Consider the following 17,144-nt stretch of genomic DNA (forward strand, 5'->3'; position numbering starts at 1 on the left):
CATTGGATGTTTTTAACTTGAAAATATTGGACAAAAGTAAAGAAAAAAGTATTTATAAATAGATTTTATCATTGAGTTTATCAAACTTAGGTTGATTATCAGTTTATTAAGTAATGCGTCAGCCCTGCAGTACAAAAAAAGCGATTACTGCCCCCATCAAATGAGACAATAACCGCCATTTTATATATCTCTCAGATAATTTTACTCCTTAATTCTGATAAGCACGTTTGCCAATATTGCAGTAAGTCCTCCTGTTGTGATACCGGACGAGAAGATATTCTTTATCGTGTCTGGCAACTGTGAGAGTATATCAGGAACAAGTTCCACACTCAGACCGAAAGAGAAGCTTAATGCCATTACAAGTGTAGCCTTTCTGTCAATCTTCTGTGAAGCAATGATACGTATACCGGCAGCAGCCACTGTTCCGAACATCAGCAGTGTGGCACCGCCAAGTACTGGTTCAGGCATAAGCGAGAATACAAGACCTACAGCAGGGAACAGACCAAGCAGGATAAGGAAACCGGCAATGAAATATCCCACATAACGGCTGGCAACTCCTGTCAACTGAATCATACCGTTGTTCTGTGCGAAGATTGAGTTAGGGAACGAGTTGAATATACCTGCAAGCATAGAGTTGAAACCGTCTGCAAGGATACCTCCGGAAGCACGCTTCACGAATTTCTCTCCTTCCACAGGCTCGCCTGAGATAAGGGAGTTTGCAGTTACGTCGCCGTATGCCTCGATGGCTGTTATCAGATAAACAAGTCCCAGACCGATGATGGCAGAAATATCAAACGAGATTCCGTATTTGAAAGGTACAGGAATATTGAAACCGCCGTAGCTCTGCACTGACGAAAAATCAACCATACCCAAGGCCCATGCCACTACATAACCTATCAGAAGTCCTATCACAATGGAACTCATACGGAGATAGCGGTTGGAACTGCGGTTGAAAATAATGATAAGCACCAGAACCAAAGCCGCAAGACCTACATTCTGATATGAACCGAATGTGCCGTTGTTCTGTGCCGCCACACCACCTCCACATGCCGTGATACCTACCTTTATCAGGCTCATACCGATAAGCGTCACCACTATACCTGAAACAAGAGGAGTGATAATCTTGCGTGTGTACTTCAACAAACGGCTGATGAGCATCTCCACAGAAGAAGCCGCTATGGTAGCTCCGAATATTGAAGAGAGCCCGCCTGTAAGTCCCGCTGAAATGATAGGACCGATAAAAGAGAAGCTGGTTCCCTGAATACAAAGAAGTCCGCAACCAATAGGTCCTACCCTTCTACACTGTATGAATGTAGAGATACCAGATGCAAAAAGCGCCATGGAAACAAGGAAACCGGTTGTCTCGATGTCAAGTCCCAAAGCTCCGGCTATGATAAGCGGAGGAGTGATGATTGCCACGAAAATGGCAAGCAGGTGCTGCAAAGCCGCAAAAATGGTATCCTTCAAAGGTGGACGGTCGTTAAGTCCGTAAATCAGCCCCTCGCCCGGAGCTACGTTCTGTTCATTTTCCATTCTTTAAAATTTGAGTTTTTGAGTTTATTTGTTAGTTATTCTTCCTTAAGAACAATCTTGCAGTCGTCCAGACTTTCGATAATCGCAAGCGATTCAACATGAACACCCATGCTTCTGAGTTGCTCTCCACCGTGCTGGAATGATTTTTCGATAAGGAATCCCATACCTACCAGCTCGGCACCAGCCTTGTTTACGAGGTCGATAATACCTTTAGCCGCATTTCCATTGGCAAGAAAATCGTCGATGAAAAGCACTTTATCACCAGGACACAGATAATCACTGCTGACACAAACATCATAGTTTCTGTCCTTTGTGAAAGAGTAAACGGTAGTGGTAATCATATTCTCCATAGTACTTGGCTTTTTCTTCTTGGCAAAAACTACAGGAAGTTCGAGCAAATAGCCCACCATAATGGCTGGAGCTATACCACTGGCTTCTATGGTCAGCACTTTGTTGATTTTGGTACTGGCAAAACGCCTTACAAATTCCACTGCCATGGATTTCATCAGAATAGGGTCCATCTGATGATTGATAAAGTTGTCCACTTTAAGGATACCACCTTCAAAACATTTTCCGTCGCGCAATATCCGTTCCTTCAGTGCTTTCATACGTGCAACTAATTATTAAAAGAGTTTCTAAATGATTTTAGTGCGCAAAATTACAAGAAATTTCTTTATGTATTACAAAAATATGACAATATATTACTTTGGAGTGCCGGTTATCACTATTTCATCCAACGTTATGACATTCCAATCCTCAACTTCGTTACCCGTCATTGTCAATTTTCCATCAACTAATCTCAGCGTAATTTTCGAGAAACTTCCAGCTAGAAATTCTTTTCCTATATCTACAGAAGCTTCATATTCATATCCTTCCCCGCCATTTGTGTAATTCAAAGTAAAACTTAGTGGGATTTCAAGGCTTACAGGATTAAGCAGTACAGTAATAGCCGACTCCGTAAAAGAAGACAGATCCGCTATTTCCAAAATTGACTTTTCATCCTCACCCGATTTTTTCATTCCTTCTGAAGCCGAATCAAAAGAATACACATGAAGAGTAACTATACCTTCACCTGAAAAACTACATTCGTTCATTGAAAAAGATTGTGCCGTCTCTTCATTAACAATATTAATATGTAATAGGGAATATACATGCTTGAATGCATTTGTGCCAGAAAAAGATACTACACCGTTATCGTCTGAATATGACGTAGTGCATTTTCCGACAAGAAAATCCTTAGTGCCTATATCGTCTATATCGCCTGTCTGAACAGAAAGATCGGGCATAGGAACCGAAGTGCGAGTTACTTGAGCTGTTTCTTCGCACGGATAGTATGCCTGAAAATCAAAGTCATCAGCACGGTTTTCCCATACAATTGTTTTTTCAGGATTCCACGAAGCACCATCGTATGTCCACAATACAGGGTTTTCCTGATTTTGTATAAACATGCCTACCTTGTCATTGGTGGAAAAAGTTACATGACCGTCAGCATCGGTAACTGTCCTTGACTTTTGTTGTTGATTTTGATTAGAACCTACTTCTACAAATAATTTTACTGATAAATCTTCGTTTAGAGACAATGTTTCATTACTGCATGCTGCTAAAAAGATAGAAAACCCTAACAGATAATCAAATGCTTTCATAATATAAAAATTTAAATTTTGTAAGTTTTTCGTAACAAATATAACATTTTTAATACAATTCAAACAAAAGAATAGAAAAAAAATCTATTTATTTAATATATTATGTATTTTTGTGCTACAAAATAAACATAAACAAAACAATGAAAAAACTCTATTTTTTATTTGCTCTTGTATTATTTTCATACAATTTGTGCTTTGCACAACAGGCAAAATACGTATTCTATTTTATCGGTGACGGAATGGGCGTAAACCAAGTTCAGGGAACAGAACTTTTCCAGGGAGAACTGAACGGGAAAATAGCCATCGAACCTTTATGCTTCACTCAGTTTCCAGTATCTACAGTAGCAACCACATTCTCAGCTACCAACGGAGTAACAGACTCGGCTGCGGCAGGAACAGCACTGGCCACAGGCAACAAGACAAAAAACGGTGCCATTGGAGTACTGAAAGACCTTGAAACTCCGGTTAACAGTGTTGCTGTTTGGGCAAAAAACAGCGGTCGCAGAGTGGGTATAGCCACAAGTGTCAGTGTAGACCATGCCACTCCAGCAGCATTCTATGCACATGAGGCAAGTAGAAGCAGCTATTATAACATCGGTACTGACCTCTACACTGCAGGTTTTGATTTCTATGCCGGCTCTGATTTCATGGAACCAAAAAACAAAAAGGACAGTAATGCAAAGAACCTCTACAAAATGGCAGACGAATACGGCTATTCTATCGCCAGAGGATATAAGGATTACACCAGTAAAAGCGCAAAGGCAGACAAGATGATATTGTTCCAGACCGAGGAAGCCTCATCTAAAGACAGAAGTGCGATTCCATACGCAATAGACAGAACTGAAAAAGACATGACGCTGGAGGAAATAACACGCTCTGCCATCGACTTCCTTTCAAAAGATCTGAGCAAGGGATTCTTCCTGATGGTGGAAGGCGGAAAAATAGACTGGGCATGCCACAGTAATGACGGAGCAACAGCATTCCGCGAAGTACAGGATTTCGACAAGGCTATAAAACAGGCATACGAATTCTACAAACAACATCCGGATGAAACTCTTATTGTAGTGACAGCCGACCATGAAACCGGAGGTATAGTATTGGGAACAGGCCAGTACAAACTGAACCTTAAAGCCATCGAAAACCAGAAGACAAGCGAAAGCGGGTTTACAAAGATACTGAATTCTATGCGCAAGGAGTATAAAAACAATGTTCCTTGGAAAGCTGTACAGGATGCATTGGAAGAGAATTTCGGATTCTGGGATGAAATAGAACTGTCGGAAGAGCAGGAAGCGCGTCTGAGAAGCGTTTACGAGAAGACTTTGAAAGGTCAAAAAGCCAAAATGGAAAAAAGTGAATATGCCCAGGATGAAGCTCTGGCAGCTGAAGCAAAACGTATAATAAACGAGATAGCCCTCATCGGATGGGTCAGCGGAGATCATTCTGCCGGATACGTTCCTGTATTTGCCATCGGTGCAGGCTCGGAAAACTTCAGCGGAAGACTGGACAACACACAGATTCCAAAACTGATAGCAAAATCTGCAGGATACATGATTGAAGAATAAACTTTATACATTTCGTTTTGACTTACACGCTTAAAATACGTTTGACGGCTGTTTAAGTACTGTTCAGAAATATTCTCTAACCGGTACTTAAACAGCCGCCAAATATTTTATAAACTCTATTATTTACTATTCAAAGGAAAAATAATGACTGAGTCTTATCATATCTTCATCGGAAAACTCTTTCAGCATCGATAATTGCGACATACCGGTAATTTTGCCTCTTTTACGCCGGTAGTCCACAACAGCCCTTGCCTTATAGAAATCCATATACGGATGACTCCTTAATTCATCTATATCAGCTTTATTTATACTGATTTTACGATATACATCGGACTTTACCTGAAACCATAGCAGAAGTGTGGTATCTACATATTTTACTTCAAGCAATTGACTTACGTCATAAAATCCTCCAAGACGGTTTCTGTAGTTCACTATATTGCGCGATATTACACTTCCTATGCCCGGTATTTTCTTCAGGACCAAAGTGTCAGCAGTATTTACATCTACAACTATTCCTTGTTGGAATTTTTCCTGTTTGGGAAATCTATAGACCGTTCTTTTTTCCTCTTTTACGGCATACGTTGAGGTATCGGCGCTTCGTTTCATTTCTTTTGTAGAAGCAGTCCGTTCTTTCTTATCGCTCTTTCGGTATGCATATTTCCTTTCGTATTCACGTTTGTCTTTCTCGACTTTTCTATATAATGAATCCGCTATTGCCAATGGTTCTGCCGCTATTCCCTTTTGCCTGTCACCAAAACTTCCACTGGCCAACATGGCTATAAGAAGAATCAGCGACAGCAGCAAGAGTATTATAGCCCTCCGCTGTCCGCGGGAATAAAAGAACCAATCATTCCACATACAGAGAAGCTAATTATTAAAACAAGCCCAATTCGTTGAGGAAAATGAGCATTATCCCTAAAGGTGCGATAAACTTAAGAATGAAGATGTAGAGAGGATAATAGGTAGGCTTCAGCGCACCGTAGTTGGTAGCCTCGCCTTTCACTATAGACTTGTTCAATACCCAACCTACGAAAATGGCAGACAACATACCTGACACAGGCAACATGATTTTTGCAGTCAGATAATCAAGGGCATCGAAAAAGTTGAGTCCCGCAATCTTGTATCCACTCCATTCGCCCAAAGCCAACGAAGAAACCACACCTATAGTCCAGCATCCAACAGACACTATAGTTGCTGCCCTGCCACGGGTAAGTCCGAACTTCTCATGAAAGAAAGCGGTGGACACCTCATGAAGCGATATGGTAGATGTGAGAGCCGCAAGCGCAAGCAGAAGATAGAAAGCCATGGCACATACCACAGCCAATAAAGGCACTGCCGAAAAAGCCTGCTGAAATACGTTAGGCAATGTTATGAATATCAATGAAGGTCCGGAACCTGGATTAATTCCTACTGAAAACGCTGCAGGGAAAATGATTATTCCGGCCAGTATGGCAACGAAAGTATCAATCACTCCCACACTCATGGCTGTATGACCAAGTCTGGTATCCTTTCCGAAATACGAAGCATACGTCGACAAACATCCCATACCAAGACTCATAGAGAAAAATGCCTGTCCCATGGCTCCGAGAAAGACTTCAGGCGTAACCTTGCTGAAATCAGGCTTGAAAAGGAACTCAAGACCTTTTTCCGCGCCCGGTAGAGTGACTGAACATATAGCCAGCAATACCACAAGAATGAAAAGTACAGGCATCATGACCTTTGAAGAACGTTCTATACCATCCTTCACTCCTCTCACTATAACGATGTGTGTCAGAAGCATAAACACTGTAAGCCATATTATAGGTCTCAAAGGATCGGACGAGAATTCATTGAACATGGCGATAAAGCCCTCGGCATTCTTGCCATGGAAACCTCCTATGGCTGCCTGAAGCAGATATTCCAGTGTCCATCCTGCCACAACCGAATAATATCCCAAAATAAGAAAACCGGTGAGAACACCAAGATAGCCTACCCACTTCCATTTCGTACCTGGAGCCAAAACACTGAACGAACCTCCTGTACTGGCCTTTGCACTGCGGCCTATAGTAAATTCTGCCACCATAATCGGCAAACCGAATATGAAGATACATCCAAGATATATAAGTATAAAAGCAGCGCCGCCATGATTTCCTGCCTCGTATGGAAAACGCCATATATTTCCCAATCCTACAGCCGAACCTGCTGCCGCCAATATCGCTCCCAATTTACTTCCAAAACTGACTCTGTCGTGATGATGTTGCATAAAAAAACATATTAAATAATAAATAGAACTGTTTAGTGGCGCAAATGTACGAAAAATATAATATTTTTGACGATGAAATAAACATTTATAACATGATTACATATTTAAAACGTTATCCACTGTCAATTCTGGTAATAGCAGCTATTTTGTATCTCTCTTTCTTTAAGCCTCCACAGACATCTATCAGCGAGATAAAGAATATAGATAAGATTGTTCATATATGTATGTATGGAGGACTTACCGTCATATTATGGTCCGAACATCTCAGACAACATCGGCCGATAATCAGGAGGCATCTTATTGTTGGTGGAATATTATGCCCGATAATAATGAGTGGACTTGTTGAAATAGGTCAGGCTACTCTAACCGAGACAAGAGGAGGCGACTGGTTTGACTTTTTGGCAAACATAACAGGTGTGATATTGGGCAGTATTTTCAGCTATTATGTATTAAGGCCATATATATGGAATAAGTTAAAGAAGTGAAGGAGGCAAAGGAAATATAAGAAAGAAAGGTTGTGAAGGATGTGAAACATATGAAAGAAAGGAAAGAATAGAAAGAAAAATGCTCATCAGGCTGATATTATAACTCAGCTTGATGAGCATTTAAACTATTATAATAAAAAGTTTAGTCTTCCTTTACTTCCCAACCCAATGCACTTGCGCCAAGTACAGCTGCATCAGCATCTTTAAGCTGAGAAAGCAACAATTTAGTCTTACCGGCGTAAATCTTAAGAACATTTTCTTCCATAGCCTTCTGGATAGGTTTCATGATAAGATCACCTGATTTTGCAAGACCACCGAACAATACAATAGCTTCAGGGCTAGAGAACGCTACGAAATCAGCCAACGCTCTACCTAAAATAGTTCCTGTATATTCAAATATTTCCAAAGCCAGTTTATCACCTTTTATAGCTGCATCGTACACATCCTTTGAAACTATTTCCTCGGCAGGAATTTCTCTAAGCAAACTTGGTTCTGAACGTGCTACCAGGAATTCACGTGCAGTACGCGCAACACCAGTTGCAGAACAGTAAGTTTCGAGACATCCCTTGCGTCCGCATCCGCAGATACGACCGTCGCGCTCAACAATCACATGTCCAAGCTCACCGGCAAAACCGTCATGACCATAAACCAACTGACCGTTAACCACGATACCACTACCAACACCTGTACCAAGTGTAATCATAATGAAGTCTCTCAAGCCACGTGCCGCACCGTAAGTCATTTCACCGATTGCAGCCGCGTTTGCATCATTAGTAAGTGCTGTAGGGATACCTAATTTATCTTCGAACATGGCTGACAAAGGAATAACTCCCTTCCAAGGAAGATTCGGAGCAAATTCGATTGTTCCATTGTAATAGTTACCGTTAGGTGCTCCAACACCCATTCCCTTGAACTTCTCTGCACCTCCGAATTGTTGCAAAAGAGGAATAAGTTTCTTGCACACAGCATCAACATACTCATCAATTTCCTCATGCTCCTGAGTCTTGATAGAATCGGAAGCCAATACGTTTCCACGAGAATCAACTACACCGAAAACGGTATTTGTACCGCCGATGTCCATACCAACCACATAAGGTTTTTCCATATTTACAGTCATGACATTTATTGTTTAGGGTTAATTATTGAGGCAAAAATATACAATAGAGAATAATCTAACAAATTTTTCAAATAAATATTAATACTAATGTATAAGTTTTTTTCTAAATTAGCCGCGCAATTTATTAATCAACTTAAAAAATGATTCGTTTAAAAGACATAAACAAGACTTACCACAACGGTGCTCCACTGCACGTACTGAAAGGTATTAACCTTGAAATAAAAAAAGGGGAATTTGTTTCTATCATGGGAGCTTCCGGTTCGGGAAAATCCACATTACTTAATATACTGGGAATTCTTGATAATTATGACACAGGGGAATATACCCTGAACGGGGTACTTATAAAGGACCTTAGCGAAACTAAGGCAGCCGAGTACAGAAACAGAATGATAGGTTTCATTTTCCAGTCATTCAATCTTATATCATTCAAAAACGCGATGGAGAATGTGGCACTTCCTCTGTACTATCAGGGAGTGGGCAGAAAGAAAAGGAATGAGCTTGCTATGGAATACCTTGACAAACTGGGACTGAAAGAATGGGCCCACCACATGCCTAACGAACTTTCGGGCGGACAGAAGCAGAGAGTTGCCATAGCCAGAGCTCTTATTTCAAAGCCTGAAATCATATTGGCTGACGAACCTACGGGAGCGCTGGACAGCAAGACATCGGTAGAAGTAATGAACATACTGAAAGAATTACATGAAAAGGAAGGTCTGACTATCATAATAGTAACACACGAAAGCGGTGTGGCGAACCAGACAAACAAGATAATCCACATAAAAGATGGTATAATAGAAAAGATAGAAGACAACATAGACCATAACGCATCACCATTCGGCAAGAACGGATTTATGAAATAATTCACAAAAAAAGAAATGATAGATCTTATTCAAGAAATATACGGTACAATAATGCGTAACAAACTGCGCACTGCACTGACGGGATTTGCCGTAGCCTGGGGAATATTCATGCTCATTGTTCTTTTAGGGGCAGGAAACGGACTTATACATGCTTTCGAAAACCAGTCGGCAGACATGAAGATGAACTCCATGAAGATTTATCCCGGAGTGACTTCGAAGGCTTTCAACGGACTGAACGAGGGCAGAAACATATCGCTCAACGAAAGCGATATGAAAATAACCTCCAAAAGATTCACCGGCAATATTACCACTGTAGGGGCTACAACAAGCCATAGCGGCATATTGACATACGGTAAAGAAAACGTAAGCATAACAATCAACGGCGTGTTCCCGAATCACACAGAAATGGAACCTATGCGACTCGTCAAGGGACGCTTCATAAACAAGCGTGACATGGAAGAGATGAGGAAAGTAATAGTCCTTCACCAGAAGACAGCAGACATTCTGTTTCCACAATCCGAAGCTATCGGCAAATACATAACTTCGCAAGGTGTCATGTATCAGGTAGTGGGAATATACTCCGACCAGAACAGTTTCTCGCCAAGCGCACTTGTGCCTTTCACCACATTACAGATTATCTACAGCAAAGGTGACAGTATCGACAATATAATTTTCGCCACACAAAATCTTACAGATCAGGCATCAAACGACATCTTCGAAAAAGAGTATCGTGCGGCAATTGGGAAGAACAATAACTTCGCTCCTGACGATGACAGCGCAATATGGATATGGAACAGATTTACCCAGTATCTGCAACAGCAGTCGGCAACAAATATTCTGAATATTTCGATATGGGTTGTCGGTATTTTCACATTGCTCAGCGGGATAGTAGGTGTAAGCAATATCATGCTTATTACTGTCAGAGAAAGAACACATGAGTTCGGCATAAGGAAAGCGCTTGGGGCAAAACCTTCTTCAATTCTATGGCTGATAATATCGGAAAGTGTAGTGATAACAACATTCTTCGGATATATAGGCATGGTAGCGGGTATTGCAACTACTGAATATATGAATATAGTGGCAGGAAAACAGGTTGTAGATGCAGGAATATTTTCGATGACTGTCTTCGAGAATCCTACAGTGGACATAAGCATTGCCATACAAGCCACACTTACACTGATAATAGCAGGAACACTTGCCGGACTGTTCCCTGCAAGAAAGGCTGTAATGATACGACCTATCGAAGCACTTAGAGCAGACTGATTATGAGACGATTTGATTTGGATACATGCGAGGAGATAATCCTCACCATAACAAGGAACAAGACACGAAGCCTGCTTACGGCTTTCGGAGTGTTTTGGGGAATATTCATGCTTGTGGCCCTTATGGGAGGAACCAAGGGTGTGCAGGACCTTATGGCAAAACAGTTTGTAGGGTTTGCCACCAACTCCGGTTTTATGGGTACCAACCAAACGAGCAAGGCCTATAAAGGATTTCAGCAGGGACGTTTTTGGGAACTAACAAATACCGACGTAGAAAGAGTCAGGCGAAGTGTTCCTGAAATAGAAGTTGTAACCCCGAACATTACGAAATGGGGAATAGACATGGTATATAATGAGAACAAGACCTCGGGTACTCTTAAAGGACTTTATCCGATATATGCCAAGATAGAAGAGCCACAAATATCCATGGGACGATATATAAACGATATGGATATTATAAACCGAAGAAAAGTATGTGTACTAGGCAGCAGAATCTTCGAAAGTCTTTTTCCCGACAAAAGCAATCCTTGCGGAAAATATATCGAAGTAAGCGGTATATATTATCAGGTGATAGGAGTCAACATGGCTGCCGGAAACATGTCTGTTCAGGGACAGGCAGAAACCTCAATCATTATCCCCTTCTCAACCATGCAGCAAAACTATAATTTCGGAGACAAAATCCAGATGTTGAGTTTTACCGTCAAGAAGGGATACTCCGTAAGCCAAGTACAGGAAAAAGTGGAATCCGTAATAAAGCGCGCACATAATGTACATCCAGACGATAAACAGGCTGTAATCAGCGTAAATGCCGAAGCCATGTTCGGAATGATGGACAATCTGTTCTCTGGTATAGAAGTATTGGGTTGGATGGTAGGACTCGGAACGCTGCTTGCCGGTGCAATAGGCGTCAGCAACATCATGATGGTGACAGTGAAAGAAAGAACCACTGAAATAGGAATCCGTAGAGCTATCGGTGCTCGCCCCAACGACATATTAAGCCAAATTCTTACAGAAAGCATGGTACTGACCACCATTGCAGGAATGAGCGGAATATCTTTTGCCGTTTTCCTTCTTAACATTGTGGAACAGGCCCTGTCCTCTCCTACCTCAACAGCGCATTTCCAAATAAGTTTCTGGGGAGCTATAGGAGCCTGCATTCTGCTGCTGCTTCTAGGATTATTGGCCGGGCTGGCACCTGCATTCCGTGCAATGGCCATCAAACCTATAGAGGCTATCAGAGATGAATGATATTCAATTTATAATGAAAATTAAGAGTTAGTTATTTAGAAGGAACAATACACATAAGAATAAGAAACTTAAAAACCAAATTATATGAAGAAATTTATCAGAATCGGTATAATGGTAGTCATTGCACTACTGTTCATCGGAACTTTCGTATTCCTTTACCAGAAATCACAGCCAAAAGACGTTGAATACAACGTTCTGAAAGTAGTAAAATCAAACATCGTACAGACAACAGTGGCTACAGGTAAAATAGAACCTAGAGATGAGGTACAGATAAAGCCTCAGATTTCAGGTATCATATCCGAAGTCTACAAGGAGGCCGGTGAAAATGTGAAAAAGGGAGAAGTTATAGCCAAAGTAAAGGTTATCCCGGAACTGGGTCAGCTCAATTCGGCCGAAAGCCGCGTACGTCTGGCAGAGATGAACGGCCGTCAGGCAGAAATCGACCTTGAAAGAATGGAGAAACTTTACGAAAAGAAACTGGTGAGCAGCGAAGAATACGAAAAGACATTGCTGACTACAAAACAGGCTCGTGAAGAAATCCAGGCTGCAAAAGACAATCTGGAAATCATCAAGGAAGGTATCACCAAAAACAGTGCGTCATTTAGTAGCACACTTATCCGTTCAACAATAGACGGACTTATTCTGGATGTACCTATCAAGGTCGGTAACTCGGTTATCATGAGTAACACTTTCAACGACGGTACTACTATAGCAACCGTAGCAGATATGGGCGACCTTATTTTCCGCGGCAACGTAGACGAAACTGAAGTAGGAAAAATCTCAGTTGGAATTCCTGTAAAAATTACTTTAGGAGCTCTCCAGGATATGTCTTTCAGTGCCACTCTGGAATACATCTCACCAAAAAGCGTAGAGAACAACGGAGCAAATCAGTTCGAAATAAAAGCCGCAATTACAGTGCCGGACAGTGTCACTATCCGTTCGGGATATAGCGCAAACGCAGAAATGGAGCTTCAGAGAGCAAATGATGTACTAAGTATCCCTGAAAGTGCACTGGAATTCAAGGGAGACTCGACATTTGTATATCTCCTTACAGACAGTGTTTCAGGTCAGAAATTCGACCGCAAGAACGTGACAACCGGAGTGAGCGACGGAATAAACGTTGAAATCAAATCGGGTCTGAAAGAGAATGACTTTGTGCGCGGACTTAAAAAAGAATAATGTATAACAGTTTAACAAGAAAACTGAAATGAAGAAAAATATAATCATGACTTCTGCTCTGATGATTCTATTCACTGCAAATGCTACAGCTCAGGAAAAATGGGATCTGGAAAAATGTATCACCCACGCCATAGAAAACAATCTGAGCATAAAGCAGCAGGAAGCCTCAAAAGAGCAAAGCGCAGTAGAACTGAGTACAGCAAAATGGAGCAGACTTCCGGACTTGAACGGTAGCACCTCGCATTCATTCAATTTTGGACGAAGCATACAGGCTGACAATACATATAAAAGCCTCAACACACAAAATACGGCATTCAACCTGAACACCAGCGTTCCCCTGTTTACAGGATTGAAGATAACAAACAGTATTGCCCTTGCCAAACTGAATCTACAGGCTGCGACAGAAGATCTGAACAAGGCCAAGGAAGACATAAGCATACAGGTGGCATCTGCCTATCTGCAAGTACTTTTCAATGAAGAGCTTGCACAGGTGGCACATCTGCAGGTTGAATTAAGCAAGGAAATGCTTGCACAGAAAGAGGCATATTTCAAGACTGGAAAAGCTTCAGAGGCTGAATGGCTTGAAGCAAAATCAAGAGTTGCACAGGACCAGCTGTCTGCTGTTCAGGCTGACAACAATTACCAACTGGCACTTCTGGATTTAAGCCAGTTGCTTGAACTTCCGTCGCCTGATAATTTCGCTATCGTATCTCCTAAAGCTGATATGGACGAATATATGGGCAGCATCACCTCTCCGGCAGACATCTACAATCAGGCTATAATGTTTAAACCTTCTATCAAGGCAGCACAATATCGTCTGGAAGGAGCGGCAAAGTCTATAAAGATAGCTCAAAGCGCATATTATCCGCAACTGAGTTTCGGAGCCGGACTCAGTACAAACTATTATAAGGTGGCAGGAATGAAAAATCCTGTATTCGGCTCACAGTTAAAAGATAACTTCAGCCAGTACTTCGGATTCCAGCTGACAATCCCTATCTTCAACCGTTTCAGCACAAGAAACCAGGTAAGAAACGCAAGAATCCAGCAAAGTACACTCAACTGGCAGCTTGAAGACAGCAAGAAAGCCCTTTACAAAGAAATACAGCAGGCATACTACAATGCTCTAGGTGCAGAAAGCAGATATGAAAGCAGCCTTACAGCCGATGAGGCGGCAGAAGCTTCATTCAATCTGATGAAAGAAAAATACGCAGAAGGGAAAGCCAATGCTACCGAATACAACGAAAGCCGTACAAGCTGGATGAAAGCCATATCAGAAAAGTTACAGGCCAAGTACGACTATATATTCAGAACCAAGATACTGGACTTCTACAAGGGGGTACCGCTTACTCTGAAATGAATTCAAACATATTGAACAGCGAAAAACGACAATACCAGACAGTATGCAAACTGACAGCATTGTCGTTTTTTTTGTTATCCTCATTTTTTTACCTGATAAAAAAACAATACAAATTATAACAAGAGAGAGATATGTACATTATGAAAAATATTGATAGCCGTATCACAATTCCCTAACGCTTCTGCTTGAGACGTCTCTTGACTTACGTGTTGAACTTCTGTCAATACGTTCCTTGCTTTTTCTTACCTCTTTTCTGTTTTCATGACGTTCATACCTGTCATGCTTGTCATGGTCGTGTTTTGGAGGACGGGTCACTGAAGGAGGTACCGGTTTATTTGGACGAACCGGTTTTGTCGGAGGCAGAGGTTTTGCTGGAGGACACACAGGACGAGACGGTCTTACCGCCGGATTAGGTCGTCCGAAATCATGAGGTCTGTACTCTGGTCTACACTGATAATGCCCTACATAAACTTTATGATTGTAATGCTTTTTGAAATTCTTCTTATAATAACTTACGCCACCACAATGCACACGTCCGTGTGCTCCCTTATAAGAATAATAATGAACAGGCAATCCATAATAGAAGAAACGTCTGTCCGGATATACTTTATATACGCGTACGTAACAAACATTATTCACCGCATATATAGGACGGAAGAAATAGTCTATTGACATAAACTTTACATACGCGGCACTTGGCAGAACCCATCTCAGGTCATCGTTTCTTTCATCGAGATATCTGTAATAAGCATCCATCGCACGTGCTTCGGCACGCGATAAAGCTGAGACATACGGATCAACATTATTGAAAAAATCAAAATTAATCTCATACAAATCATTATACTGACGTTCGTTCAACTTCAGTTCGAATGCCATCCTGTCAGTCAGGAAGCGGGCATTAACCCTGACGTCGCCCAAATCGAAGGCACCGGCAGGCAACACAAACATAAAGGCTGCAACTGCCATAATCATTAAACAAAATCTTCTCTTCATAATCTTACCGTTTTAATTTCCTGATACAAAAATAGGAGGATAAAAATCCCCCTACAACAGAATATTCCCAAACGTTTTTAGGAATGTTCCTACAGCATATAGGATAAACCCTATATACACAAATATCATTAAGCCAGACGTATTCCCTGTTCACCTTCAAGCACTATGAGACGTTTCTTGTACAGGTCGCCTACCGCTTTCTTGAAAGTCTTCTTGCTTACACCGAAGGTACTGTAAATCACGTCTGCCTCTGTCTTGTCGTTCAAAGGTGTAGAGCCACCATTGCTGCGTATATATTCCAGAAGAGTGTCAGCAAAATCTTCTACCTTCTTCACTCCCCCTTTCTGAAGTTCAAGGTCTATCTTTCCGTCCGGACGAACCTGCTTGATATAAGCGGTCATCTTCATGCCTGTACGCACATTGGTAAATATTTCATTCTTGAAAATCATTCCTCCGAACTTGTTGTCAACTATCACCTTAAATCCAAGGTCTGTTTTCTGCCATACAAGTACTTCCACTTCATCGCCCGCATTGTATTCCGGCATATCTTTTGAAAGATACTTCTCAACTTTTGCTGACGCCACAATACGATAACTGTCCTCGTCAAGATGTACATGCACCACATACGAGTTTCCTTTCAGCATTTTCATCTTCTGCTCGCGAAAAGGTACAAACAAGTCCTTCATCAATCCCCAGTCTAGAAATGCCCCATACTGATTCACCCATGCCACTTCAAGACACGCAAACTCGCCGACCTTAACGTATGGCTGCAAAGTTGTAGCTATCAGACGTTCGTCCATATCGAGATAAATAAACACATTCAGTACGTCACCAGGCTTGCATCCCTGAGGAACATAACGTGTTGGCAACAATATTTCTCCATCTTCGCTACCATCAAGGTAAACCCCGAAATCTACTTCCTTTACGACTTCCAGAAGGTTATATTCTCCCAATTTAATATGACTCATAATTATATATAGTTGTTAGTTGTTGGTTTATAGTTGTTGGTTAAACAATCCTTCCATCCAGCATGTGAATAGTCCGGTCAGTCTGGCCGGCAAGTCCTTCATCATGAGTTACTATTACGAAAGTCTGCCCCAGCTTATCGCGCAATTCAAAGAACAGATTGTGTAGTTCCTCCTTATTCTTAGTGTCAAGGCTTCCCGAAGGTTCATCAGCCAACACTACAGCCGGATTGTTTATCAAAGCCCTTGCCACAGCCACACGCTGTTTCTCTCCACCCGAGAGTTCTGCCGGTTTATGCGACGCCCGGTCTGACAGTCCTAAAAACTTCAGCATTTCAAGTGCCTGCTTGCGAGCCTCTGCAGCTGAAACTCCTTTAATCAAGGCAGGAATAGTGACATTCTCCAATGCAGTAAACTCAGGCAGCAACTGATGAAACTGAAAAACGAAACCTATCTCCCTGTTTCTGAAAGCAGACAGTTCTTTCTCTTTCATGCGGCTTACGTCAGTACCGTTTATAATTACCCTACCCGAATCAGCTCTGTCAAGAGTGCCTATTATCTGAAGAAGCGTGGTTTTTCCCGCTCCACTCGGTCCTACAATACTCACGACCTCACCTTTATCAATATTCAAGTCTATACCTTTCAACACCTGAAGTTGTCCAAAACTTTTCGTTATTCCTTCTATCTCTATCATATCT

General features: G+C 41.6%; 16 protein-coding genes. 7 read left to right on the forward strand and 9 right to left on the reverse strand.

Annotation, left to right across the window (positions count from 1 at the left end; genetic code table 11):
- Positions 1 to 201 precede the first annotated feature (201 nt).
- From I6E24_RS03810 to I6E24_RS03820, 3 genes are all read right to left on the reverse strand, one after another.
- The gene (locus I6E24_RS03810) at positions 202 to 1,533 is read right to left on the reverse strand and encodes a nucleobase:cation symporter-2 family protein (RefSeq protein WP_235326373.1); all 1,332 of its coding nucleotides are present in this window, start codon (positions 1,531 to 1,533) and stop codon (positions 202 to 204) included.
- A gap of 35 nt (positions 1,534 to 1,568) precedes the next feature.
- Positions 1,569 to 2,141, reverse strand: coding sequence for a xanthine phosphoribosyltransferase (gene xpt / locus I6E24_RS03815; protein WP_235326375.1), 573 nt, complete (start codon positions 2,139 to 2,141; stop codon positions 1,569 to 1,571).
- 93 nt (positions 2,142 to 2,234) lie between these two features.
- Positions 2,235 to 3,176, reverse strand: a complete 942-nt coding sequence (locus tag I6E24_RS03820) for a fimbrillin family protein (RefSeq protein WP_235326377.1) — start codon at positions 3,174 to 3,176, stop codon at positions 2,235 to 2,237.
- Positions 3,177 to 3,316: 140 nt separating this feature from the next.
- On the opposite strand from I6E24_RS03820, the gene I6E24_RS03825 reads away from it, so the two are divergent.
- Entirely contained in the window at positions 3,317 to 4,738 is a 1,422-nt protein-coding gene (locus I6E24_RS03825; RefSeq protein ID WP_235326379.1) for an alkaline phosphatase, read from the forward strand.
- A gap of 126 nt (positions 4,739 to 4,864) precedes the next feature.
- Here the strand turns inward: I6E24_RS03825 and I6E24_RS03830 are convergent, their stop codons facing one another.
- On the reverse strand, positions 4,865 to 5,596 hold the full coding sequence (locus I6E24_RS03830) for a ComEA family DNA-binding protein (RefSeq protein ID WP_235326381.1): 732 nt from the start codon (positions 5,594 to 5,596) through the stop codon (positions 4,865 to 4,867).
- 16 nt (positions 5,597 to 5,612) lie between these two features.
- Complete coding sequence (locus tag I6E24_RS03835) at positions 5,613 to 6,980, reverse strand: sodium-dependent transporter (protein ID WP_235326383.1); 1,368 nt, start codon at positions 6,978 to 6,980, stop codon at positions 5,613 to 5,615.
- 92 nt (positions 6,981 to 7,072) lie between these two features.
- Between I6E24_RS03835 and I6E24_RS03840 the strand changes: the two genes are divergently transcribed.
- Entirely contained in the window at positions 7,073 to 7,465 is a 393-nt protein-coding gene (locus I6E24_RS03840; RefSeq protein WP_235326385.1) for a VanZ family protein, read from the forward strand.
- 142 nt (positions 7,466 to 7,607) lie between these two features.
- Here I6E24_RS03840 and I6E24_RS03845 read toward each other — a convergent pair whose 3' ends face one another.
- Entirely contained in the window at positions 7,608 to 8,582 is a 975-nt protein-coding gene (locus I6E24_RS03845; RefSeq protein WP_235326387.1) for an ROK family protein, read from the reverse strand.
- 140 nt (positions 8,583 to 8,722) lie between these two features.
- Here I6E24_RS03845 and I6E24_RS03850 point away from each other — a divergent pair, with 140 nt between their 5' ends.
- The 5 genes from I6E24_RS03850 (at position 8,723) to I6E24_RS03870 (ending at position 14,488) form a co-directional block, all read left to right on the forward strand.
- Positions 8,723 to 9,442 carry an ABC transporter ATP-binding protein gene (locus I6E24_RS03850; RefSeq protein ID WP_235326389.1) on the forward strand — a complete coding sequence of 240 codons (720 nt, stop codon included), beginning with the start codon at positions 8,723 to 8,725 and terminating at the stop codon, positions 9,440 to 9,442.
- A gap of 15 nt (positions 9,443 to 9,457) precedes the next feature.
- Positions 9,458 to 10,705: an ABC transporter permease gene (locus tag I6E24_RS03855; RefSeq protein WP_235326391.1), complete on the forward strand. Its 1,248-nt coding sequence runs from the start codon at positions 9,458 to 9,460 to the stop codon at positions 10,703 to 10,705.
- A gap of 2 nt (positions 10,706 to 10,707) precedes the next feature.
- The gene (locus tag I6E24_RS03860) at positions 10,708 to 11,952 is read left to right on the forward strand and encodes an ABC transporter permease (RefSeq protein WP_235326393.1); all 1,245 of its coding nucleotides are present in this window, start codon (positions 10,708 to 10,710) and stop codon (positions 11,950 to 11,952) included.
- Positions 11,953 to 12,036: 84 nt separating this feature from the next.
- The gene (locus I6E24_RS03865) at positions 12,037 to 13,131 is read left to right on the forward strand and encodes an efflux RND transporter periplasmic adaptor subunit (RefSeq protein ID WP_235326395.1); all 1,095 of its coding nucleotides are present in this window, start codon (positions 12,037 to 12,039) and stop codon (positions 13,129 to 13,131) included.
- A gap of 28 nt (positions 13,132 to 13,159) precedes the next feature.
- Positions 13,160 to 14,488, forward strand: coding sequence for a TolC family protein (locus I6E24_RS03870; RefSeq protein WP_235326397.1), 1,329 nt, complete (start codon positions 13,160 to 13,162; stop codon positions 14,486 to 14,488).
- A gap of 162 nt (positions 14,489 to 14,650) precedes the next feature.
- On the opposite strand, the gene I6E24_RS03875 is transcribed toward I6E24_RS03870, so the two are convergent.
- From I6E24_RS03875 to I6E24_RS03885, 3 genes are all read right to left on the reverse strand, one after another.
- Entirely contained in the window at positions 14,651 to 15,481 is an 831-nt protein-coding gene (locus I6E24_RS03875; protein ID WP_235326400.1) for a hypothetical protein, read from the reverse strand.
- A gap of 128 nt (positions 15,482 to 15,609) precedes the next feature.
- Complete coding sequence (locus I6E24_RS03880) at positions 15,610 to 16,449, reverse strand: CvfB family protein (protein WP_235326402.1); 840 nt, start codon at positions 16,447 to 16,449, stop codon at positions 15,610 to 15,612.
- Between the two features lie 40 nt (positions 16,450 to 16,489).
- Positions 16,490 to 17,140, reverse strand: a complete 651-nt coding sequence (locus I6E24_RS03885) for an ABC transporter ATP-binding protein (protein ID WP_235326405.1) — start codon at positions 17,138 to 17,140, stop codon at positions 16,490 to 16,492.
- Positions 17,141 to 17,144: the final 4 nt, after the last annotated feature.

The sequence above is a fragment of the Bacteroides caecigallinarum genome, from assembly GCF_021530995.1.
Classification (GTDB): Bacteria; Bacteroidota; Bacteroidia; order Bacteroidales; family Bacteroidaceae; genus Phocaeicola; species Phocaeicola faecigallinarum.